This window comes from Azonexus sp. (assembly GCF_047638095.1).
GTDB lineage: Bacteria > Pseudomonadota > Gammaproteobacteria > Burkholderiales > Rhodocyclaceae > Azonexus.
This window is the reverse complement of record NZ_JBLJBW010000014.1, coordinates 19,841-42,756: the sequence shown is the minus strand read 5'-3', so window position 1 is coordinate 42,756 and position 22,916 is coordinate 19,841. Positions and strand designations below refer to the sequence as shown.

General features: G+C 58.4%; 20 protein-coding genes and 1 pseudogene. 9 read left to right on the top strand and 12 right to left on the bottom strand.

What is annotated here, in order from left to right:
- Positions 1-99: 99 nt before the first annotated feature.
- Together ACM62Q_RS05430 and rfbD are read right to left on the bottom strand one after the other, a co-directional pair.
- Complete coding sequence (locus ACM62Q_RS05430) at positions 100-519, bottom strand: DUF4395 family protein (protein ID WP_415034358.1); 420 nt, start codon at positions 517-519, stop codon at positions 100-102.
- A gap of 178 nt (positions 520-697) precedes the next feature.
- Positions 698-1,594 carry a dTDP-4-dehydrorhamnose reductase gene (gene rfbD, locus ACM62Q_RS05425; protein WP_415034356.1) on the bottom strand — a complete coding sequence of 299 codons (897 nt, stop codon included), beginning with the start codon at positions 1,592-1,594 and terminating at the stop codon, positions 698-700.
- 20 nt (positions 1,595-1,614) lie between these two features.
- Here rfbD and map point away from each other — a divergent pair, with 20 nt between their 5' ends.
- Together map and ACM62Q_RS05415 are read left to right on the top strand one after the other, a co-directional pair.
- The gene (gene map, locus ACM62Q_RS05420; RefSeq protein ID WP_415034402.1) at positions 1,615-2,529 is read left to right on the top strand and encodes a type I methionyl aminopeptidase; all 915 of its coding nucleotides are present in this window, start codon (positions 1,615-1,617) and stop codon (positions 2,527-2,529) included.
- The gene (locus ACM62Q_RS05415; RefSeq protein WP_415034354.1) at positions 2,529-5,087 is read left to right on the top strand and encodes a [protein-PII] uridylyltransferase; all 2,559 of its coding nucleotides are present in this window, start codon (positions 2,529-2,531) and stop codon (positions 5,085-5,087) included. Before map ends, ACM62Q_RS05415 begins: the two co-directional genes overlap by 1 nt.
- A gap of 8 nt (positions 5,088-5,095) precedes the next feature.
- Here ACM62Q_RS05415 and ACM62Q_RS05410 read toward each other — a convergent pair whose 3' ends face one another.
- Together ACM62Q_RS05410 and clpB are read right to left on the bottom strand one after the other, a co-directional pair.
- Positions 5,096-5,785, bottom strand: coding sequence for an MgtC/SapB family protein (locus ACM62Q_RS05410; RefSeq protein WP_415034351.1), 690 nt, complete (start codon positions 5,783-5,785; stop codon positions 5,096-5,098).
- Between the two features lie 109 nt (positions 5,786-5,894).
- Positions 5,895-8,477: an ATP-dependent chaperone ClpB gene (gene clpB / locus ACM62Q_RS05405; protein ID WP_415034349.1), complete on the bottom strand. Its 2,583-nt coding sequence runs from the start codon at positions 8,475-8,477 to the stop codon at positions 5,895-5,897.
- A gap of 188 nt (positions 8,478-8,665) precedes the next feature.
- Between clpB and ACM62Q_RS05400 the strand changes: the two genes are divergently transcribed.
- Positions 8,666-10,294 (top strand): methyl-accepting chemotaxis protein, encoded by a 1,629-nt coding sequence (locus tag ACM62Q_RS05400; RefSeq protein ID WP_415034347.1) that lies wholly within the window; start codon positions 8,666-8,668, stop codon positions 10,292-10,294.
- Positions 10,295-10,565: 271 nt separating this feature from the next.
- On the opposite strand, the gene ACM62Q_RS05395 is transcribed toward ACM62Q_RS05400, so the two are convergent.
- From ACM62Q_RS05395 to ACM62Q_RS05385, 3 genes are all read right to left on the bottom strand, one after another.
- Complete coding sequence (locus ACM62Q_RS05395; protein ID WP_415034345.1) at positions 10,566-11,849, bottom strand: TRAP transporter large permease; 1,284 nt, start codon at positions 11,847-11,849, stop codon at positions 10,566-10,568.
- Positions 11,849-12,562, bottom strand: coding sequence for a TRAP transporter small permease (locus tag ACM62Q_RS05390; RefSeq protein ID WP_415034343.1), 714 nt, complete (start codon positions 12,560-12,562; stop codon positions 11,849-11,851). Before ACM62Q_RS05390 ends, ACM62Q_RS05395 begins: the two co-directional genes overlap by 1 nt.
- Positions 12,563-12,627: 65 nt before the next feature.
- Entirely contained in the window at positions 12,628-13,632 is a 1,005-nt protein-coding gene (locus tag ACM62Q_RS05385; protein ID WP_415034341.1) for a TRAP transporter substrate-binding protein, read from the bottom strand.
- Positions 13,633-13,755: 123 nt separating this feature from the next.
- Between ACM62Q_RS05385 and ACM62Q_RS05380 the strand changes: the two genes are divergently transcribed.
- From ACM62Q_RS05380 to rho, 4 genes are all read left to right on the top strand, one after another.
- Positions 13,756-15,756, top strand: a complete 2,001-nt coding sequence (locus ACM62Q_RS05380; RefSeq protein WP_415034339.1) for a sensor histidine kinase — start codon at positions 13,756-13,758, stop codon at positions 15,754-15,756.
- Positions 15,753-16,358: a response regulator transcription factor gene (locus ACM62Q_RS05375; RefSeq protein ID WP_415034337.1), complete on the top strand. Its 606-nt coding sequence runs from the start codon at positions 15,753-15,755 to the stop codon at positions 16,356-16,358. The genes ACM62Q_RS05380 and ACM62Q_RS05375 overlap by 4 nt, the downstream gene beginning before the upstream one ends.
- 153 nt (positions 16,359-16,511) lie before the next feature.
- Positions 16,512-16,838 (top strand): thioredoxin TrxA, encoded by a 327-nt coding sequence (gene trxA, locus ACM62Q_RS05370; RefSeq protein ID WP_415034335.1) that lies wholly within the window; start codon positions 16,512-16,514, stop codon positions 16,836-16,838.
- 196 nt (positions 16,839-17,034) lie between these two features.
- Entirely contained in the window at positions 17,035-18,294 is a 1,260-nt protein-coding gene (gene rho / locus ACM62Q_RS05365; protein WP_415034333.1) for a transcription termination factor Rho, read from the top strand.
- A 32-nt stretch (positions 18,295-18,326) separates the two neighbouring features.
- Here rho and ACM62Q_RS05360 read toward each other — a convergent pair.
- From ACM62Q_RS05360 to ACM62Q_RS05350, 3 genes and pseudogenes are all read right to left on the bottom strand, one after another.
- Positions 18,327-18,518: pseudogene (locus tag ACM62Q_RS05360) on the bottom strand (hypothetical protein); the annotation flags it as partial.
- Positions 18,519-18,830: 312 nt separating this feature from the next.
- Positions 18,831-19,109: a hypothetical protein gene (locus ACM62Q_RS05355; RefSeq protein WP_415034331.1), complete on the bottom strand. Its 279-nt coding sequence runs from the start codon at positions 19,107-19,109 to the stop codon at positions 18,831-18,833.
- A gap of 137 nt (positions 19,110-19,246) precedes the next feature.
- Positions 19,247-19,444: a hypothetical protein gene (locus ACM62Q_RS05350; RefSeq protein ID WP_415034329.1), complete on the bottom strand. Its 198-nt coding sequence runs from the start codon at positions 19,442-19,444 to the stop codon at positions 19,247-19,249.
- A 76-nt stretch (positions 19,445-19,520) separates the two neighbouring features.
- Here ACM62Q_RS05350 and ACM62Q_RS05345 point away from each other — a divergent pair, with 76 nt between their 5' ends.
- Positions 19,521-21,425: a B12-binding domain-containing radical SAM protein gene (locus ACM62Q_RS05345; protein ID WP_415034327.1), complete on the top strand. Its 1,905-nt coding sequence runs from the start codon at positions 19,521-19,523 to the stop codon at positions 21,423-21,425.
- Positions 21,426-21,438: 13 nt separating this feature from the next.
- Positions 21,439-21,591, top strand: a complete 153-nt coding sequence (locus ACM62Q_RS05340) for a hypothetical protein (RefSeq protein WP_415034325.1) — start codon at positions 21,439-21,441, stop codon at positions 21,589-21,591.
- Between the two features lie 2 nt (positions 21,592-21,593).
- Here the strand turns inward: ACM62Q_RS05340 and ACM62Q_RS05335 are convergent, their stop codons facing one another.
- Positions 21,594-22,478, bottom strand: a complete 885-nt coding sequence (locus tag ACM62Q_RS05335; protein WP_415034323.1) for a radical SAM protein — start codon at positions 22,476-22,478, stop codon at positions 21,594-21,596.
- Positions 22,475-22,900 (bottom strand): acyl-CoA thioesterase, encoded by a 426-nt coding sequence (locus ACM62Q_RS05330; RefSeq protein WP_415034321.1) that lies wholly within the window; start codon positions 22,898-22,900, stop codon positions 22,475-22,477. The genes ACM62Q_RS05335 and ACM62Q_RS05330 overlap by 4 nt, the downstream gene beginning before the upstream one ends.
- Positions 22,901-22,916 lie beyond the last annotated feature (16 nt).

Genomic DNA, 22,916 nt, shown 5'->3' with positions numbered 1-22,916 from the left:
CAGGAGCAGAGGGGTAAAAATCCTTGATCTGTGTCGCCAAAAACCGGGCCAGATGTAAAAAAACGTGTCCAGCCCGTGATCTTTGGAGGTAGGAAAGGCTTACGCGCCCTTCATCTTGTAATACGCGAGGTAAGCCCAGCACGCGGCACAAAAACCGGTGCTCACATCAAGGAAAGCAAAAATCAAAATCGCCCACCCCGGAATCATGCCCACGCTGGAGCCGAGCAGCCAGGTCACGAACATGGCCGTACCGGCGACAAAAGCAATTTTGTCGGCAAACATCTTGGAGCCGGCATTTTGCATCTTCTGCAGGTTCAGTTTTTTGGTGATGCTGGCAAAGAGTTTGTAAGAAAAACATTTGTGCGGCGATACGAAGCCACGAATAAAGCCGCCAACCGCGAGAAAAATCGCCACCCACTTGTACGGGGTGAATAGGTAAATGGCCGCAATCGTCGTGCTCATCAAGGCTTGCAAACGGTAGGCATTGGAGCAGATGGGGGCAATATCAAAGCGCAACATGGTGAGTTCTCCGCAGGTAAATAATTAAACACTGATATTCTAACTTACCATGCACAAACCGACAAATTTTTCTGCAAATTTTATTGCCCCTGCTTCATGAAACGCGACCTTGCGCTCCCCCAGGCCCTAGCGCAGCCCTTCGACAAGCCCAGGGCGCATGCGACAAAAATCGAACGTCTTACGCCCCCGGCAACAAGGGCAGCAGGCGTTCGAGATAGCCCTGCCAAGCGGGCAGTTGCAGAGAAAAATCAGCTTCCAGGCGCTGGCAATTCAGGCGTGAATTGGCCGGGCGCGCGGCGGGGGTGGGGTAATCGGCGCTGGGAATAGGCTTGATTGCGCTGGCTTCCAGGCGCAAGGTACGCCCCTGCATCTTGGCCAAACGCACGATTTCACACGCAAATGTGTACCAACTCACCGGCTGGGCCGCACTCAGGTGATATAGGCGATGCGCCGGAATGTTTCCGCTTTCCTGTTGCCATTGACGCAGTGCCAGGGCGGTGACATCGGCGATCAGCGCCGCGGGGGTGGGCGCACCGATCTGGTCGTCAACGACATTGAGCGCTTCGCGTTCGGCGGCCAGGCGCAAAATGGTTTTGACGAAATTGCCGCCGTGCTCTCCAAACACCCAGCTCGTGCGAAAGATCACGGATTGCGCACCCGCGACGCCTTGTATGGCCTCTTCCCCGGCGCGCTTACTCTGACCATAGACGCTACGCGGTGCCGGCGTATCGTCTTCGTCATAGGCACTGGTTTTCGTCCCGGAAAAAACATAATCGGTTGAATAATGCACCAGCTTTGCGCCGCAGTTGCGGGCGGCCAGGGCAAGTTGGCGCGGCGCTTCAGCGTTGATGGCATAGGCAAGCTCAGGCTCGCTCTCGGCTTTATCGACTGCGGTATAGGCCGTGGCATTGACGATGATTTGCGGGGCAAGCGCTTGTACCCGCGCCGCCAAACCTGCCGTGTCGGCCATATCGCAACTTTCGCGCCCCCAAGCGATGACTTCCCCCAAGGGGGCCAGCGCGCGCTGCAACTGCCAGCCGACCTGGCCATTTTTACCCAGTAGCAAAATTTTCATCGTTTCATTCTCGCGGCAAAATCAGGGCGGCAGTATGCCACCGGCCAAGGGAAAGCGGGTTTTGCGCCGGTGAATTTTGCGTATCACCGAGGCTTCCTTTATCCTCTGCCCTTCCCCAACGCGCCACCAGAACAATGAGTATCAGCATCAAAACGCCGGAAAACATTGAAAAGATGCGCCTTGCCTGCCGCCTGGCAAGCGAGGTGCTCGATTACATCGCCCCTTTTGTCATCCCTGGGGTGACGACGGACGAGCTCGATCGCCTCTGCCACGATTACATGGTCGAGGTACAAGGCTGTATCCCGGCACCGCTGAACTATGCGCCCTCGGGATACGACCCCTACCCCAAATCGATCTGCACCTCGATCAACCAGCAGGTATGCCACGGCGTACCCGGCGAGCGGGCGCTGAAGAACGGCGACATCGTCAACCTTGACATCACCACCATCAAAGACGGCTGGCACGGCGACACCAGCCGCATGTTCATCGTCGGCGAAGCGTCGATCCAGGCAAAACGCCTGTGCGACATCACCTTTGAATGCATGTGGCTGGGGATTTCAGCCGTGCGCCCTGGCGCGCATTTGGGCGACATCGGCGCGGTGATTCAAAAATACGCCGAGAAAAACGGCTATTCGGTGGTGCGCGAATTTTGTGGCCACGGCATCGGCGAAAAATTCCACGAAGACCCGCAGGTTTTACATTACGGCAAAGCAGGCTCCGGCCCGGAGCTGCGACCGGGGATGATTTTCACCGTCGAACCGATGATCAACGCTGGCAAAGCGGCCATCCGCGAAATGTCTGACGGCTGGACCATCGTCACCAAGGATCGCAGCCTTTCCGCCCAGTGGGAACACACGGTACTGGTCACCGACACCGCTTACGAGGTACTCACTCTCTCGGCTGGCAGCCGCCCCAAACCGAACTGGATTCCCTGATGCTTTTTCCGGTCGCCGCACTACGCCAACGCAGCCAAGCACAGCGCCACGACCGGGAAACACGCTATGCGCAGGATAACGATGCCGCCGCCTTATTGCGCGCGCGCGCCGAGGATGTTGATGCGCTGTTAAGCGAATTGTGGACTCTGAGCCGCTTTCCCGTCGCTGCCGCCCTCGCCGCCGTGGGGGGGTACGGGCGCGGGGAGCTGTATCCGGCTTCTGATATCGATCTGCTCATCCTGTTGCCACAAACTGCGAGCGCTGCCACGGCGAAAAAAATCGACGCCCTGCTCGCCTGTTTGTGGGATCTTGGCCTGGAAATCGGTCACAGCGTGCGCACCATCGATGAGTGCCTGATCGAAGCGGCCGGGGATCTTTCCGTACAAACGGCGCTATCGGAAGCCCGCTTACTCGCCGGTAACAGCAAAATTTTTGGCCGCTTCGAAAAACAATTTCGCCGCCACCTCAATGCGCGCAATTTTTACGATGCCAAACTGCTCGAACAAAAAGATCGCCACCAGCGCCACGACGAAACCCCGTACAGCCTCGAACCCAACATCAAGGAAGCTCCGGGTGGTCTGCGCGATTTGCACACCCTGCTTTGGATCGCCCGGGTCGCCGGTTTCGGCACGACCTGGGCGGAGCTTGCAACAAGCGGCATGGTCAGCCCGGAAGGGCAAATACTCGGGCAACAGCTGGAAGACTTTCTGCACCATTTACGCATCCGCCTGCATCTACTTTCCGGGCGGCGTGAAGAGCGTTTGCGTTTCGATTACCAGCGCTCGCTTGCGATGCGCTACGGTTACGCCGACAACAGTGAAAAACTAGCTTCCGAACAGCTGATGCAGGTGTATTACCGCAACGCCAAAACCCTGGTCATGTTCAACACCATCGTCCTGCAAAACATGGAATATGCGCTGTTTCCGGAAAACCGCCAGCATGCGCGTGATTACGATGCCGATTTCGAGCTCGTCGGCAACCAGCTCGCCATTCGCCAGCGCGAAGATTTCAAAACCCGGCCCCAGCTCATTTTCAAGGCATTTCGTGCCCTGCAGCAAAACCCCACGCTCAACGGCATGACCGCGCCGACCCTGCGCAGCCTGTGGCATGCCCGCCACCTTATCGACGACGCATTTCGTGCCGATCCGGTCAATCGCCGCCTGTTTCTTGAACTTTTACAAAACGACAGCGGTGTCGTCAGCGAATTTCGCCGGATGAATCAGCTCGACATTCTCGGCGCGTATCTGCCCAACTTTGGGCGCATCGTCGGCCAGATGCAGCACGACCTTTTCCATGCCTACACTGTCGATCAGCACAGCTTGCAGGTTTTGCGCAATCTGCGCCGTTTCACCTTGAGTGAATTCGCCCACGAATACCCGGAATGCTCGCGCATCATCAATGCCTTCGAGCGCCCCTGGCTGCTCTATATTGCGGCGCTTTTTCACGACATTGCCAAAGGCCGCGGCGGCGACCACTCGGAAAAAGGCACGGTAGATGCCGCCGAATTCTGCGCCCAGCACGGTTTGAGCGCCGATGACAGCGAACTCATCGTTTGGCTGGTGCGCCAGCATTTGCGCATGTCGCTGATCGCGCAAAAAGAAGACACCCACGACCCCGAGGTGATCGCCCGTTTCGCCGCGCTGGTCGGTGATGTGCGCCATTTGCAGGCACTCTATCTCCTGACCCACGCCGACATTCGCGGCACCAGCCCGAAGGTGTGGAACGAGTGGAAAGGCAAGCTGCTTGCCGACCTTTACCAGGCCACCTTGCATCATTTGAGCGGCGACGAAAGTCCGGCCGCGCACGGCATCATCGCCGAACGCCAAGCCGAGGCCATGCGCCAGCTGCGCTTCTTTGCCCTCTCCGATACCGTGCACGAACGTCTGTGGCGACAACTCGATACGGTTTATTTCCTGCGCCATTCCGCCGAAGAAATTGCCTGGCACACGCGCGCCCTGCACTACCGCATCCACAACCAGCAACCGGTGGTGCGCGCCCGTCTGGGCGAATTGAGTAACAGCGTGCAGGTCATGGTCTACACCCTCGACCAACCCGACCTTTTTGCCCGCCTGGCCGGCTTTTTCGCCCGCGCCGGCTACAGCGTGGTGGATGCCAAAATACACACCACGGCACATGGTTACGCACTCGACAGTTTCGTTTTACTAGCGGTCGAGGCGCAAGAAGTGCAGCGCGAAACGCTCGATTACATCGAGCACGAGTTGGAACAGCGCTTACGCCGTCAGTTACCGCCGGAAGCGCCTTCGGCGGTGCGCCTCTCGCGCCAGCTGCGGCATTTTCCGATCAAACCGGAAGTCAGCGTGCGCCCGGACGACAAGGGTACGCACTATGTTTTATCCCTGGTCGCCGCCGATCGTCCCGGCCTGCTCTACTTGATCGCACAAACCCTGGCCGAACACGGCGTTCAGGTGCACACCGCCAAAATCGCCACCTTGGGCGAGCGCGCCGAAGACGTTTTTCTGGTCAGCGGTGCCGACTTAAACGACCCCGCCCGCCGTATCAGGCTAGAAACCGTACTCATGGAACGGCTGCAGGTGTGAGGTAAAACTCAATCCCCGGCGGGTGAAATGCGGAAAGATTTGACTTCCGGGCGCTGGCGCAAGGCTTCGGCAAAGCGCGAAATATTGGCCGGGTTGGTCGTGCTCAGAATCATTTTGTACTCATACCAGCTGCCGTCATCGGCCAAGCGATAACTCATGTTGGCGATGGAAAACCCGGCTGCCGTGACGTAGCTGCGCAATACCGCTTCGGGAAACGGCGTAGCGCGATCAAAACGTATGCTGTGGTGGGCATAAAAATGCGCTGGCAGGCGCGCTTCGATCCAGCGAAACAGCGACAAGGTGCCCAAAGTGAGGGCAGTTGCCAGCACTGCCGGCAGATAGAAACCCACGCCGATCAAAACGCCGATGGCCGCGGTCGTCCAGATCGAGGCTGCCGTCGTCAGACCGCGCACGGTGAAACTTTCCTTGAAAATCACCCCGGCCCCGAGAAAACCGATACCCGTCATGATGCCTTGCGCCATGCGTGTCGGGTCGGTGCGCACGGTGTCCATGGGGACGCCCGGCAGCCATTTCCACTGATAAAGCGTCACCAACATCAACAAGCTGGACGCCATACACACCAGGGCATGTGTGCGAAAACCGGCCGGTCGGCCGTGGTAGCTGCGCTCCAGACCGATGATGCCGCCTGCGATCAAAGCGGCCACGAGATGCGCGGAAATCGTTGCCAGATCATCCATAGTCGTCTCCCGGAGCCTGCCTTGGCCCCGGAAAACGGTATACGCCCTTATTTACTGTGTCGGCAAGCGTTTTTTTCAGCCCCGCCCAGGCAGCACTTCATGCAGCACTTCATGCGAGCGAAAATTCCAGGCCGGTCGTCCCTGCACTGATCCGGATCACATCCTTGGCAGCAAATTTGCCTTCAAGAATGGCCTTGGCCAGCGGATTTTCGATTTGCTGCTGAATCGCACGTTTCAAGGGGCGCGCGCCAAACACCGGGTCGAAACCGGCTTTTGCCAGCTCCAGCAGGGCCGATTCCTCGACCACCATGCCCATTTCGAGCTGCGCCAAGCGTTTTTCCAGATAGGCAAGCTGAATGCGGGCGATACCGGCGATATGTTTTTCGTCCAGGCTGTGAAAGACCACCGGCTCGTCGATGCGGTTGATGAACTCGGGGCGGAAATAGCTTTTCACCTCGTTCATCACCGCTTCTTTCACCGCCGCATAATCCTCGCCCGCCATGTGCTGAATCATCTGGCTACCCAGGTTGGAAGTCATGACGATCACCGTGTTTTTGAAATCGACCGTGCGCCCCTGACCATCCGTCATGCGCCCGTCGTCGAGCACTTGCAATAAGACGTTGAACACGTCGGGATGCGCTTTTTCGACTTCGTCCAGCAAAACGACGCTATAGGGTTTGCGCCGCACGGCTTCGGTCAGATAACCGCCCTCTTCGTAGCCGACGTAACCCGGCGGCGCGCCGATCAAACGCGCCACCGAGTGTTTTTCCATGAATTCGCTCATGTCGATGCGAATCAAATGGTCTTCGGCATCGAACATGAATTCTGCAAGCGCCTTGCACAACTCGGTTTTGCCCACACCGGTCGGCCCCAGAAAAAGGAAAGAGCCATAGGGGCGGTTCGGGTCGGCAAGCCCCGCACGCGAGCGGCGAATGGCATCGGCCACCAGGCGCACGGCCTCGTCTTGGCCGACGACGCGCTGATGCAGGCGCGCTTCCATGTGCAACAATTTATCGCGCTCGCCTTGCAACATTTTGCTGACCGGAATGCCGGTGGCACGGCTCACCACCTCGGCAATTTCTTCCGTGCCGACTTGCGTGCGCAGAAGCTGATGCGCGCGTTTTTCGCCGTGACTCGCTTTTTCCGCCGCCTTGAGCTGCGCTTCCAACTGCGGCAGCTTGCCGTATTGCAGCTCAGCCACCTTATCGAGCCGCCCTTCGCGCTGCAGGCGGGCAACATCGGCCTTAAGGCGGTCGATTTCTTCCTTGATCTGCGCCGAACCGAGTACCGCCGATTTTTCTGCCTTCCAGATTTCTTCCAAATCGGAATATTCCTTGGTCAGCTTAACGATTTCCTCCTCGATCAAGGCCAAGCGTTTTTGCGAGGCTTCGTCCTTCTCTTTTTTGACTGCCTCGCGTTCGATTTTCAGCTGGATGATGCGCCGATCGAGCTTGTCCATCGCCTCCGGTTTGGAGTCGATTTCCATCTTGATGCGCGCCGCAGCTTCGTCGATCAGGTCGATCGCCTTGTCCGGCAGAAAGCGGTCGGTGATGTAGCGGTGCGAGAGTTCTGCCGCCGCAACGATCGCCGGGTCAGTGATATCCACCCCGTGGTGCAGTTCGTACTTCTCTTGCAAACCGCGCAAAATGGCGATGGTCGATTCCACCGATGGCTCTTCCACCAGCACTTTCTGGAAACGGCGCTCCAAGGCGGCATCTTTTTCGATGTATTTGCGGTATTCATCCAAGGTCGTGGCACCGATACAGTGCAACTCGCCGCGTGCCAGCGCCGGTTTGAGCATGTTGCCCGCATCGATCGCGCCCTCAGCTTTGCCGGCCCCCACCATGGTGTGCAATTCGTCGATGAACAAAATGATGCGCCCTTCATCCTGCGCCACCTCCTTCAACACCGCCTTCAAGCGCTCCTCGAACTCGCCACGGTACTTGGCTCCGGCCAGCAGCCCGGCCATGTCGAGCACCAGCACCTGCTTGCCTTTGAGCGTTTCCGGCACTTCGTCGTTGACGATGCGCTGCGCCAAGCCTTCGACAATCGCCGTTTTGCCCACGCCGGGCTCACCAATCAACACCGGATTATTTTTCGTGCGCCGCTGCAAAATCTGAATGGCACGGCGGATTTCATCGTCACGCCCGATCACCGGATCGAGCTTGCCTTGGCGTGCGCGCTCGGTCAGATCGAGGCAGTATTTTTTCAAGGCTTCGCGCTGAGTTTCTGCCTCCTGGCTATCCACCCCCTGCCCGCCGCGCACAGCGAGAATCGCCGCTTCCAGGGCTTTGCGCTGCAAACCATGCTGGCGCGCCAAACGGCCAGTTTCACCTTTGTCATCGGTCAGCGCGAGCAAGAACATTTCACTGGCAATGAACTGATCGCCGCGTTTTTGCGCTTCCTTGTCCGTCAAATTGAGCAAGTTCGTCAGCTCGCGCCCCACCTGCACATCGCCGCCATGCCCTTCGACCTTGGGCAAGCGCTGCAAAGCCAACTCCAGATCACGCTTCAAGACCGGCACATTGACGCCGGCGCGCCCCAAAAGCGACACGCTGCCGCCCTCTTCCTGATTCAGCAAAGCCAGCAAAAGGTGTTGCGCCTCGATGAATTGCTGGTCATTACCATTGGCAAGACTTTGTGCATCCCCCAGGGCTTCCTGGAATTTGGTGGTCAGTTTATCGAGTCGCATGGCAGTTTCCTCAGGCAAAAATTGACATGAGTGACAAATGAGGCAGAAGGCGGGAATTTCAAGAGACAATTTGTCGCGCCCTGGCACAAAAACCCCAGGCAAACCGCTAAAATCTCATATGGATAACGGTCGCCAGCGCATTCAAGCGCAGACCCTCATACAAAAGCAGAATTACCGGGAGAGAGCCCATGCCAAACACACCAATGACACTGCGCGGCAAATTGATCGCCATGACCCTGGCAACCATTGTTGCCCTCATCATTTTGTTCGTCTACCTGCTCCTCGACGACAAACAGCGCATGATGGAAGACCGCCAGAACAAGGTGCGCAACCTGGTTGAAGTGGTGGTTTCCACCTTGGCCAAATACGAAGCACAGGCACGCGCCGGCCAGATGAGCGAAGAAGACGCCAAACAGCAGGCTCTTGCTGTGATCAGTGCCATGCGCTACGACAAAGTCGAATATTTCTGGGTTCACGCCCCGCGCCAAAAAATGCTGATGCACCCGATCAAACCGGCAGAGGGCTGGCCGGCACTCGATCAGGTAAAAGACCCGACGGGTAAGCAGATTTTTGTCGCCATGGATGAGGTGCTGGAAAAACAAGGCGAGGGTTTTGTCGACTACCTCTGGCCCAAACCGGGTTCGGATGCGCCGGTACCCAAAATCTCCTACCTTGCAAGTTTCAAACCTTGGGGGTGGGCCGTGGGTTCTGGCATTTATGTCGATGATGTCGATGCGCAATTTCGCCGCGACGCGTTAAGACTCCTCCTCTGGGGCTTGGGAATTTCCGGCTTCATCAGCATTTCGCTTTTGCTCGTTTCGCGCAATATCCTGAACACCTTGGGCGGCGACCCGGCGGCCGCCAGCGCCGTCACCCGCCGCATTGCCGCCGGCGACCTGTCGAGCAATGTCGACGCTCCCCCGGGGGAAAGCCTGCTCGCCGACATCGCCCGCATGCAAGACACCTTGCGCACGATGATTTCCACTATTTTGGAAAATGCCGAGCATGTCGCCAGTTCGGCCAATCAACTTTTGGGTGCCGCCGAAGAAGTCGCCGACCGCTCACAACGCCAAAGTGATGCCGCTTCTTCCATGGCCGCCTCGGTGGAAGAAATGGCGGTCAGCATCGACCAGGTGCGCGAAAATGCCCATGAAGCGCACGCCATTTCGCAAAATTCGGCCACGGTTTCGGAAGAAGGCGCTTCCGTCATTCATTCTGCCGCAAGCGAGATGCGACAAATTTCCGAAGCGGTGCAGGCTTCTTCGGAAATCGTCGAAGATTTGGGCCGCCAGTCGGATCAGATCACCTCCATCGTCAATACGATTCGCGAAATTGCCGACCAAACCAACCTGCTCGCGCTCAACGCCGCCATTGAAGCGGCGCGCGCCGGCGAACAGGGGCGCGGTTTTGCCGTGGTTGCTGACGAAGTCAGGAAGCTTGCCGAACGCACCAGCCTGTCCACCACCGAAATCGCCACCATGGTGACGCGCATCCAGCAAGGCACGCGCGGCGCAGTGTCGAGCATGCAAGCCGGTGTCTCCAAGGTGAGCAGCGGGGTCAATCTCGCCAGCCAGGCCGGCGAATCGATCAACAGCATCCGCGATGGCGCGCAACGCGTCAGCGACGTGGTCAACAGCATTTCCGATGCCATCGCCGAGCAAAGCCACGCCAGTAACGACATCGCCCACAAAATCGAAACCATCGCTCAAATGTCGGAAGAAAGCGCTTCCGCCGTGCGCCACACGGCCGATGCCGCCCGCCGCCTGCACCAACTCTCCGGCGAACTCCACGCTGCGGTTGCCCAGTTCAAGACCTGAGCGCAAGCGCCAGAAAACCAAGCCATCCTCTGCGGGTGGCTTTTTTTCGTCCGCCACCGCCTTTTCAGGCAAACCGTCGAGGCGATAAACCACGGGCAAAACAAGGTCCACAACCGCCCGTTGGTGCGCGAATCATTGGTACCGCGCAAGACAGAATGACTCTAGGTGCAGCACAGCATGGACGAGAGCAACAAAAAACCCCGGATACAGCGCGATGTATCCGGGGTTTGTACGCCTTAGCGGCCTTGCGTCCGCCTCTGTCGGTTTAGTCCTACAACATGCCTAGGGTGCGCGGCAGCCAGAGGGAGATTTCCGGCACATAGGTCACCAGCACAAGGAATACCAGCATGGAGAGCAGCCAGGGCCAGACCGCGATGGTCAGTTCGGTGATGCCCATCTTGGTGATGCCGGAGGCGACGTACAGGTTCAGGCCGACCGGCGGGTGACACATGCCCACTTCCATATTCACCACCATGACAATGCCAAAATGCACCGGATCGATGCCCAGTGTCATGGCAATCGGGAACAGGATGGGGGCCAGAATCAACACGATGGAAGACGGCTCCATGAAGTTACCCATGATCAGCATCAAAATGTTGGCCATGATCAAGAATCCGATCACGCCAATACCGGTGCCCATCATGAAATTGGCCATGGCTTGCGGGATATTCTCGTGCGTCATGAGGAAGGAGAAAAGCACCGCATTGGTGATGATGTAGAGCAGCATGGCGCTCATATTGGCCGAATTGAGCAGCACCTTCGGCACATCAGAAAGACGCAGATCTTTATAGATGAACACCGCCACGATGAAGGCGTACACCGCGCTCATGGCAGCCGCTTCAGTCGGCGTGAAGATGCCGCTATAAATCCCGCCCATCACCACCACAATCAGGAAAAGCCCCCAGGCAGAGGCGCGCAGCGCTTGCAAACGCTCTTTCCAGCTGGCCTTTTTCATGCGCGGATAACCGAATTTACGCGCCCGGTTCCAGGTCACGAAACCGAGGAAACAGGCCAGCAGCAAGCCGGGAATCACCCCTGCCATGAACAGCGCACCGACCGAAGTATTGGTCGACACCGAATACATCACCATGACGATGGAGGGCGGAATCAAAATACCCAGCGCCCCCGACGTGGTGATGACGCCCGCCCCGAATTTATTCGGGAAACCCTGCTTCACCATCGCCGGCAAAATAATCGCGCCAATCGCCACCACGGTCGCCGGGCTGGAGCCCGATACGGCAGCGAACAACGCGCAGGCGACCACACCGCCCAAGCCCAGACCGCCGTGCCAGTGACCGACCATGGAAGTGGCAAAATTGATCATGCGCCGCGCCACCCCACCGTGGGTGAGGAAGTTGCCGGCCAGGATGAAGAAGGGAATCGCCATGATTTCGAACTTTTCGATCCCCGTGAACAACTTCAAAGCCACGGATTCGATCGGCACCTGCGTCATGGTGAACAGGAAGGTCAGCACAGTGAGACCCAGCGAAATGGAAATGGGCATCCCGGTCAGCATCAAGGTCGCCAGGATGACAAAAATAATCAGCGCGCTCATTATTTGTCCTCCTTGCCGGCGGGGGCATCGGTTTGATTTTCCGCCTCGCCATACTGCTTGTGCTTCATATCCTGCGGGTGCAGATCGTCACCCATGTCATAAGGATTGGCATCCACCGGCAGCACCTCTTCCTCGATACCATCGACGTGACCATGATCGTGGTGCGGCAATTCGCCCGTACGCACGAAAGAGTAGATGACCTGCAAGAAACGGAAACACATCAGGTAAGAGCCCAGCGGCACGGCGGAATAAACGATCCAGGTCGGCCATTCGAGGTCCGGCGTGACCGGGCCTTCGTACATCTCACCGGTATCCAGGCCGAGCCAGGAGAAGATCTGGTAATGCGCGCCATTTTCGAGCACAAAGGTCAGCCCCAGGCTGCCCACGACGAAGGTGAAAAACGCCCCTGCCGAAAGGCCAAAAATGATGAATTTTTTACGGTTTTTTGCCGTCAGACGGTTGATCAGCACATCAACCCCGACGTGAATGCCGGTGCGTACGCCATAGGCCGCGCCAAATTTGGCCATCCACACAAACATGATGATGGTCAGCTCCTGCGCCCAACCCATGTTGATTTCCAGGAGCCAATCCTGCACGCCGGGAATGTCCCAGCCGCTACTGAAGCGATGTGCTACCGATAAAAAAATGATCAGCGTCGCCGTGCCCATGAGGAAGGCAATCAGCCACTCCTCCAGATGATCGAGAAATTTCATGTTTTCCCCTCGTTAACCCAACTTCCGCCGGTTGTGGCCGGCGGAAGGACTTTGTTTGAAACTTTTTACAGTGCGTTCGGATTAAAACCCGTCGCTTGATACACGGCATCGATGGTCTGCTTGCCGACGCGGCTTTCCATCTTCTTATGTACCGGCACCAGCACCTTCTTGAAGGCTGCGCGCTCGGCGGCGGTCGGCGTGTAGACCTCGGTTTTACCGCTCTTCTTCACCGCTTCCAGCGCATTGTCGTTTTCCACCTTGGCGATCTGGTTGGCGTAGCGCGTGGACTGGACCATGGCTTCATCCAGTTGCTTGCGAATATCGCCCGGCAAACCGTCCCAGAATTTCTTGTTGACGATCACGGCATAACCGAGATAGCCGTGGTCGGTGAGCGTCAGGTGTTTTTGCACTTCGTGCATTTTCTGGGTGTAAAGATTGGAAATCGGGTTTTCCGTGCCATCGACCACGCCTGTTTGCAGCGCCTGGTACACCTCGGAGAACGCCATCACCTGCGGCAATGCCTTAAGCGCGCGGATTTCTTCTTCCAACACTTTGGAAGACTGAATACGCATTTTTTTGCCTTTCAAATCTTCCGGCGTCTTGATCGGCGTGTTGGCCGAGAAAGACTTGAAACCGTTATCCCAGAAAACCAAGCCGCTGATCCCCTTGGGTTCGAGCTTGGCCAGGAGTTGCTTACCGGCCGGGCCATTCGTCACTTTGTGCAGGGCATCGTAGTTATCGAAAATGTAGGGCAGATCGAAAACCTCGAATTCGCGCACGCCGAGCGGGCCGAATTTGGCCAGCGACGGGGCCAGCATCTGTACTGCCCCCAGCTGCAACGCTTCCATTTCTTCCTTGTCTTTATACAAGGTGGAGTTGGCATAGACCTCGACCTTGACCTTGCCTTGCGTCAGCTCACTGGCTTTCTTGGCAAAAAATTCCGCCGCCTTACCTTTGGGGGTATCGCCGGCCACGACGTGGCTGAACTTGATCACAATCGGCTGCTGCGCATAAGCGCCCAGCGAGGCGGCGCAAGCAAACAGGCCGACCAGAAGTTTGGAAACTTTCATCGATTTCTCCTCTTTAGAATGGAATGCCGCAAAAACCCTTGCTAGCGAAGCAAAGTATTACGGAGGGCGTAAATCTTCGGTATTGTGGTTTTCCACATCCCGGCGCCGGGTTAACATCGCCACATGTCGCCCCTTCCACACCCTGCCCGCGCACCCATCAACAGGCAGCGCCTCTCCTGGTACCTGTTGCTGCCCAAATTGGGGCTGGCGCTGCTCATCGCCGCCTTGATTGCGCTACTCTGGTTACTGCAAAAAAGCGAGCGCGAAGAGCAACATAACGTCTTGATCAAAGACGTTTTATGGCTGGAACAAAGCCTGCGTTTTCATCTGGAAAATCATCGCGAGCAACTGCAACAACTCGCCGGCGAATTAGCGGAAGAAACGCAACATCAGGAACAAAGCACCCTGTTTCAGCTGCGCGCCAGCCATTTCCTGAAAAACAACCCGGACATCTTGCGCCTGGGTTGGCTCGATGCTCAGGAAAAAAACATCCTCACGCTCCCCATCCATCTACAGCGCCCGGCGGATTCTCCGCAAGCGCAAATTCTGAGTACCGCCTTCGATACCGCGCGCCGCCTGGGCAAGGCGGTCTATAGCGCGCCCTACTTGAATACGGCGCAAGATGGCCAGATTCACCTCCTTTTACCGATCTATCACAGTGGCGAACTCAGCGGCATGTTGCAAGCCACCTATCGTCTGAACCTTTTATTGAGCAAACAGATTCCCTGGTGGTTCACCGAAAAATACAAGGTTGAAATCGTCGATGACAACGAGCAGATTTTCGCCAGCAAAACCCAGGTTGCCGGAACCAGCAGCGATTCCTATCTACTGGCTTTCGACCCGCCCGGGCAGGGTTTGCGCCTGAAAATCAGCAGCTACCCCAGCACCCAGAATCCACTGCAAAACATGCTCACCCTGGCCATTTTGTTTCTGGCCCTGGGGGTGTTTGCCAGCCTATGGCTGGTGCGCGGCCTGATGCAAAAAAGCACCCGTGCCGAAGCCGCCTTGCGGGCAGAACACGCATTTCGCACCGCCATGGAAAACTCGCTCACCGTCGGCATGCGCGCTCGCGATCTCAATGGACGCATCATTTACGTCAATCCTGCCTTCTGCAAAATGACCGGTTTTTCTGCCGAAGAACTGGTCGATCACAGCCCGCCCATGCCCTACTGGGCTCCGGAACATCTGGATGAAGCACGCGCCATGCACCAGACCGTGCTTGCTGGCTTGGCCCCGGAAGAAGGTTTCGAACTCACCTTCATGCGTAAAGACGGCGAACGGTTCGAAGCGCTCGTCTATGAGGCCAAATTGATTGACGGCAACGGCCGACACACCGGCTGGATGGCCTCCGTGCTCGATATTACCGAGCGCAAGCGCGCCGAAGAACTGGCCCGCCAGCAGCAGGAGCAGCTGCAATTCACCGCCCGCCTGGTCACCCTGGGCGAAATGGCCTCCACCCTCGCCCACGAATTAAACCAGCCGCTCGCCGCAATTGCCAGTTACAACACCGGCTGCCTGAATCTGCTTGCAACAGAAAATTTTTCCTGCGCCGAATTACGCCCAGCCCTCGAAAAAATGGCGACGCAAGCCCAGCGCGCCGGCCGCATCATTCGCCGCGTACATGATTTCGTACGCCGCAGCGAACCCAAACGCGCCCCCTGTGCGCTGAGCGACATCATCGACGACTGCCTCGCCTTCATCGAACCGGAAGCGCGCAAACGTCATATCCGCATCGAAACCACCTTGCCAGCACTGCCGGACATTTCGCTTGATCGCCTGCTCATCGAACAGGTTTTGCTCAATCTTTTGCGCAATGCCCTCGACGCCATGGCCGATACCGCCCCCGCCCATCGTCAGCTGCACCTGGATGTGGCACTTGGCACGCAAGACATTCGCCTGCACGTCACCGACTACGGCTGCGGCATCGCACCGGAAATCGCCGACAAACTTTACACCGCGTTTTTCACCACCAAATCGGAAGGCATGGGCATCGGTTTATCCATTTGCCGCTCGATCATCGAATTTCACCGTGGCCGCCTGTGGGCAGAAGATTTACCCGATTCTCCGAGCGGCAGCGGCACCCGTTTCACCTTCACCCTTCCCCTGGACTCTAACGCCGAATGAACACCCCGCAAGCCCACCTGGTCGACGACGATGAGGCCATCCGCGATGCCCTGGCCTGGCTCTTCAAATCCCGTGGCCTGCCCACTGCCGCCTATGCCAGCGCCGAGGATTTTCTCGCCGCCTGGACGCCCGCCACCCGTGGTTGCGTGGTTCTCGACATGCGCATGGAAGGAATGAGTGGCCTGGATTGTTTCGACGCCTTGCTCGCCCGCAGCGCCAGCCTGCCGGTGATTTTCCTCACCGGCCACGGCGATGTGCCGCTGGCGGTTGCTGCACTCAAACGAGGGGCTTTCGATTTTTTTGAAAAACCCTTCAACGACAACGCGCTGGCCACCCGCGTCAGCGAAGCCCTTGCGCATGATGCCCAACAGCACGCCGCCCACGCCAGCGCCGACTCGATCAAGCACCGCGTCTTGCAACTCACTCCACGCGAGCATCAGATCATGGAGGGCATTCTCGCCGGCAAATACAACAAGGTAATTGCCGACGAACTCAATATCAGCACGCGCACGGTCGAAGTACACCGGGCCAATTTGTTTGAAAAAATGCAGGTCAAAACCGCGGTGGAATTGGCGAATTTGCTGAAATCCGCCCCCTTATAAATCACCCAGCACCGTTTCGCGCTTCCCTTGCCGGTTTTTTTTCGCTAGCATGCTGCCACGCTTTCTGCCGGAACAATTCCGCCAGCATTCACGAGCATCTACTTGCTCTTACAAGCTTCTTCTTTTGCTCCTCCTTCTTCCTGAAAGGCCATCATGAGCGCACACATCCATTACGTCACCGACGCCACCTTCGAGGCGGAAGTCCTCCAGGCCGAGCTGCCGGTGCTCGTCGATTACTGGGCCGAATGGTGCGGTCCGTGCAAGATGATTTCCCCCATCCTGGACGAAATCGCCGCTGAATACGCCGGAAAACTCAAAGTCGCCAAGGTCAACATCGACGACAACCAAGGCACCCCGGCCAAATACGGCATCCGTGGCATCCCCACGCTGATGCTGTTCAAGAACGGCAACATCGAAGCCACCAAAGTCGGTGCACTCTCCAAATCGCAACTCGCCGCTTTCATTGACAGCGCGCTGTAATCCCCTTAGTCTTGCCGCCTGAAAGTGCCGCGCGCACTTTCAGGCTGACGCCGGCAGGCCCAGAAACAGCAAATCTCCCTGCCCCAACGCGTCCTTACCAACACTCCCCGAAGCACACGCTTGACGCCACAGCCCGCTGGCCCCTGCCGCCTTTTTGCTGTCTTTCCTGCTGCCCGGCGCCCCTCTTACATTCCCCATGCAACTCTCCGAACTCAAGACCCTACACGTCAGCCGCTTGCTCGACATGGCTACCGAACTCGCCATCGAAAACGCCAACCGGATGCGCAAGCAGGAACTCATTTTTGCCGTGCTCAAGGCGATTGCCCGTAACGGCGAAACCATTTACGGCGACGGCACCCTGGAAGTCCTCTCCGACGGCTACGGCTTTCTGCGCTCCGCCGACACCTCTTACCTCGCCAACCCGGACGACATTTTCGTCACCCCCTCGCAGATCCGCCGCTACAACCTGCGCACCGGTGACACCATCGAGGGCGAAATCCGCACCCCGAAAGATGGCGAACGCTACGTCGCCCTGACCCGCGTCAGCGAGATCAATGGCTTCCCCCCGGAAGCCAACAAAACCAAGATCATGTTCGAGAACCTGACGCCCCTGCATCCGATGCGTCACTTCAAGCTCGAACGCGATGTCAAGTCTGACGAAAACATCACCAGCCGCGTCATCGACATGATTTCACCCATCGGTGCTGGTCAGCGCGGCCTCATCGTCGCCCCGCCGAAAACTGGCAAAACGGTGATGCTGCAAAACATTGCGCACGCACTCGCCGCCAATCACCCGGAAGTCGCGCTGATCGTCCTCTTGATCGACGAACGTCCGGAAGAAGTCACCGAAATGACGCGCACCGTCAAGGGTGAAGTCGTCGCCTCCACCTTCGACGAACCGGCCAGCCGCCACGTCGCCGTCGCCGAAATGGTCATCGAAAAGGCCAAGCGCCTGGTCGAACACAAGCGCGATGTGGTCATCCTGCTCGATTCCATCACCCGCCTTGCCCGCGCCTACAACACCGTGCAGCCCGCTTCCGGCAAGGTACTCACCGGCGGCGTCGATGCCAATGCATTACAAAAACCCAAACGTTTCTTCGGTGCCGCCCGCAATATCGAAGAAGGCGGCTCGCTGACCATCCTCGCCACTGCCCTGATCGACACCGGCAGCCGCATGGACGAAGTCATCTACGAAGAATTCAAGGGCACCGGTAACTCAGAAATCCACCTCGACCGCCGCATGGCCGAAAAACGCATGTACCCGGCCATCAACGTCAACCGCTCCGGCACCCGCCGCGAGGAATTGCTGCTGAAACCGGATGTCCTGCAAAAAATGTGGGTTCTGCGCAAACTCTGCTACCCGATGGACGACCTCGAAGCCATGGAATTCCTGCTCGACAAGGTCAAATCCACCAAGGGCAACGCCGAATTCTTCGACGCCATGCGCCGCGGCTAAGACCGCAATACCCGGAACGCAAACAATGGCCATCACTCCGTCCCCCCTCCTGGCAGGGCAATCGCATGAAAGTCACGCAAGCCGAGCAGTTGAGCGCGGTAGAGGCCAGAGGTGGCAGCGATAAGCCTTCTGACCTTGATGCCGCTCTTGCGTTTGATGGGGTCGAGGCGAATGATGTTGAGGGTGATGTGCTTTAAGACGGCGAGGTTGTGAGCGGCATAGCCCGCTCACCGAGTTGCACCTCATATGGCGCGGCATGACTTTCGAGCCGGGGGCACCGTTCTTCGGCCCGATTACAGGTGTATTCAAGACAATGTTGGAGGATGTTCGCGGCATGGCTTGCGCGGACTTCTGACGCCTTGCGTTCAACATCGACATGGTCTCGAACACTTCTCCTCGTTCGGCCCTTCGCTCCTTACCGGCAGCTACTACGGCCTCTGCTGACTTCTGTGCGGCTTTGCCGCATCCCTCCCGTTGGTCGGGACCAGCCTTCGGCTGTCCTGCGCCCTGCGGGCTGGTCGCTCCACCTTCCGGCGTCAGCCTTTCAGCCATGAGGCGAGATCTCCCCGGGTAAGAACACACTCCTTCTCTACACAACCGCCGGATTTACGCCACTTCGCCTTGATCACGAGAGCTTCGCGGAATTTCGCCCGCTCGCCCTGCTCGGTAACGCCTTCTATCCGGTTCCTGTCCATCGGCTCGCAGTTTCGCTCCACCCCGTCCACGGAATCCTTTGCACAGGATTCCGGCTGCGGCAGCACAACGCATGCGTTGTGAAACCCTGCCTCGCCCTCCCCACAATCGGTCACCCTCATGCAGTTGCGCTTCGCTTCGTTCGCTGTGATCAACTTACGGTAAGACTTTCACCCACGAGAGTGCGCCCGTGCCGGGCGCACAGCAAAAAGGGCACCGCAGTGCCCATGGTGTCGACCCGATGCCTTATCGGCAGATTTCAAGCCGTCGTATTGATGATTTTTCCTGTTTGCTGACCTTGAGCATTGACCACGACACGCGGCGCTTCGCCACTGGCGGCTTCGACGGGGCGCGGCTCGCTGCGCTCAGTAGGCGGTGCAGCAACGCCTGCAGCGGCAGTTTGCGGGGTAACGGCGGGAACGTAGGCGCCGGATGCGCCAACCGATGCAATGTCCATAATCAACTCCTTCACACGAGCAAGGGATACGCTCACTCTACACGAATGCCGCGAATCGTCCAGTAAACTACGCCCCATGCTCCCTGAACGCCCCGCCATTCTCAGCATCATCCCACCGATGACGCAGCTGAACATTCCCTACCCCGCCACCGCCTATCTCACCGGCTTTTTACGCGCGCGCGGCTTTCCCGCCCGACAGGCCGATCTGGCCATTCATCTCGTGCTCGATCTGCTTGCGCCCGAGGGCCTGGACGCTTTGCACGAGGCAGCCGAGGCTTTGCCACGCAAACGGCGCTCGGCAAGCCTTAAATTTTTTCTCAACGAATTTCCCCGTTACCGCTACGCCACTGGCCCGACGCTGGCGTTTTTGCAGGGACGCGACCCCTCGCTTGCCCAGCGCATCGTGTCGCGCAGTTTTCTGCCCGAAGGACCGCGTTTCTCGGCACTCGAACATTATCTCGACGATGACAGCGGCGATCCGCTCAACTGGGCCTTCGGCGCACTCGGCCTGCAAGACCGGGCGCGCCATTTCGCCACGCTGTTCATCAACGACCTGGCCGATATCATCCGCGAGGCGGGCGATGCGCGCTTCGAATTCATCCGCTACGGCGAATCCTTGGCGCAAAGCCAAGGCAGTTTTGCGCCACTGGCCGCAGCATTGGCCGCGCCGCCCAGTCTGGTAGATCGTTTTCTTGAACGCCGCCTGTTCGCCACCCTGCAAGAAAATCCACCGCAGATCGCCCTCTTTTCCGTCCCCTTCCCCGGCTCGGTTTATGCGGCCTTTCGCATGGCACAAAGCATCAAGGCGCAACACCCGGAAATCGTCACCGTGCTGGGCGGCGGCTGGGTCAATACCGAATTGCGCGAACTCGCCGAAGCGCGCGTTTTCGACTTTTTCGACTACGTCACCCTGGACGATGGCGAAAAGCCGTTGCTTGCCCTGATCGAGCACTTGAGCGGCAGCCGCCCGCGAGAACAACTGGTGCGCACCTATGTGCGCGACGTGGGCAGCGTGCGCTACATCCACAGTGGCGAAGCCGATATTCCCTTTAGCGAAATCGGCACGCCCACCTGGGAGGGGCTGCCGCTGGATCGCTATTTATCACTGCTTGACCTGCTCAACCCCATGCACCGCCTGTGGTCGGATGGGCGCTGGAACAAGCTCACCGTCGCCCACGGCTGTTACTGGAAAAAATGCAGCTTTTGCGACATCAGCCTCGATTACATCTCACGTTTTGATGCCATCAGCGCCGCCCAACTGGTCGATCGCATGGAGCAGGTAATCGACGAAACCGGCTACAGCGGCTTTCATTTCGTCGACGAAGCCGCGCCGCCCAAAGCTTTGCGCGCCATGGCGGCAGAGCTGAAAACACGCGGCCGGGTGATTTCCTGGTGGGGCAATATACGTTTTGAAAAATCCTTCACCCCGGAGCTTTGCCATGAACTTGCCGCAAGCGGCTGCATTGCCGTTTCTGGCGGCCTGGAAGTCGCCTCCGACCGCTTGCTCGGACTGATGCAAAAAGGCGTCTCGGTCGATCAGGTCGCCCGCGTCACCCGCGCCTTCAGCGACGCCGGCATCCTGGTGCACGCCTACCTGATGTACGGTTTTCCCACACAAACCGTGCAGGATACGGTGGATGCGCTGGAATATGTGCGCCAGCTTTTTGCCGAAGGCTGCATTCAATCGGGTTTCTTTCACCGCTTTTCCTGCACGGTGCATTCGCCGGTCGGCAAAAACCCAGCGCAATTCGGCATCACTCTACAACCCGCGCCCTTCGCTGGTTTCGCCAAGAATGACGTGGCTTTTAACGACCCCAGCGGCGTCGATCACGACACACTTGGACGGGCGCTCAACAAAGCGCTCTACAACTATATGCACGGCATCTGCCTGGAAGATGACGTACGCCGCTGGTTCGATGAGCGCGTGCCGCGTCCCCGCGTCAAACGCGATTTCATCGCGCGAGCGCTGGCGGCCCAATGAGGCGGCGACAAAATTGACGCTGTGCGCATTCGAGCGCCACACAAAAGCCCTGATCGTGGACGCCAAAACACCGACTGCTGCCACCTTTTATCAGCATTTCGGCTTCAGTGAACTGCCCGGTTATCCAGGGCGCTGGCTGCTGCCGCGCGCCCAGTTCGCTGCCTGAACTTACAAACCGCGCGCCCAGGCCGGGCGTAGCGGCGCTGCCCCGGCCAGCGCGGCGTCGATCTGGGCGAGCAGGCGCGCTTTATCGGCCCCCAGGCTGCCTTTGAGCATCAGCCAGTTGGAGGCGTGGTCGGAGCGGAAAACGGTGCGTTGCAATTCGAGCGCGCCGATGAAATGGCGCATTTCGGTGAACAGGCCGCGCTGGTCGAGCGGTTCCCAATCCGGGAAAGCGGCGCGAAAGCGCGCCTCACCCAGGGGAAAACTGACCACCAGGGTGGCGAGGTATTCCGGTTGCGCGGCGTTGATGAGGCGGGCGGAGTTTTCGGCGTGCTGCCGGGAGCGCGCCACGCCACCCAGACCGTTGAGGATCATGACCGAGCGGCTGATGCCGGCGGCACCGAGTTTTTCCAGCGCGTTCAGCGTGCTGGCATAGGTTTCGCCCTTGTTGACGGCAGCGAGCACGGCATCATCGCCCGATTCCGCACCGAGGTAGGCGAGGCTCAGGCCGGCGGCAGCCAGTTCCTGCAATTCGGTGACGCTTTTTTTGCCGAGGTTGCGCGCCAGGCAATAGCTGGAAATACGGCGCACTCCCGGCAGATGCTCGCGGATGGCGGTCAGGATGTTCAGCAGGCGGCGGGTCGGCAGGACCAGGGCATCGCCGTCGGCGAGGAAAATGCGGCGGATGGCCTGACCGTACTGCGCGCCCAGATCGCGGATGTTCGCCAGCACCTCGTCCTCGCTGCGGGCGCGGAATTTCTTCTGCGGCGCGCTGTACATCTCGCAAAAAGTGCATTGATTCCAGGAGCAGCCGTCGGTGACGGGCAGGATCAGCGATTCGGCCTCCGAGGGCGGACGATAGACCGGCTCGACGTAGCGGATGGGGATCATGCTCCGGTTTTGGCGCGGAAGGCGGCGGGTACTTTGGCCTTGCTCCGCGCCTTGTAGTCGAAGAAGACGATGCCATGCTTGCCGCGCGCCACTTCACGGCCGCTGGCTTGATCGGTGGCGCGCCAGACCAGATCGCAGCCGTAGTCGTTGAAATCGGCGGTGGCAAATTCGATGTGCAAGCTTTCGCCGTGGAAGGCTTCCGAGCGGTATTGCGCGGCCACGTCGGCCACGACGATGCCGACACCTTCCACGTCCAGTTCGCGCCAGCCAAAATGCTGGAAGAAACGCACCCGCGCTTCGGCGATCAGCATCAGCAGCGCGGCATTGTCGAGATGCTGGCCGTAGTTGATGTGCTGGATGTAGAGGGGAACATCGGTGGAAAAAATGAATTTTTCCGGCAGTTCGATCTTGATGCGGGCCATGCGAGATGCCTTTCAG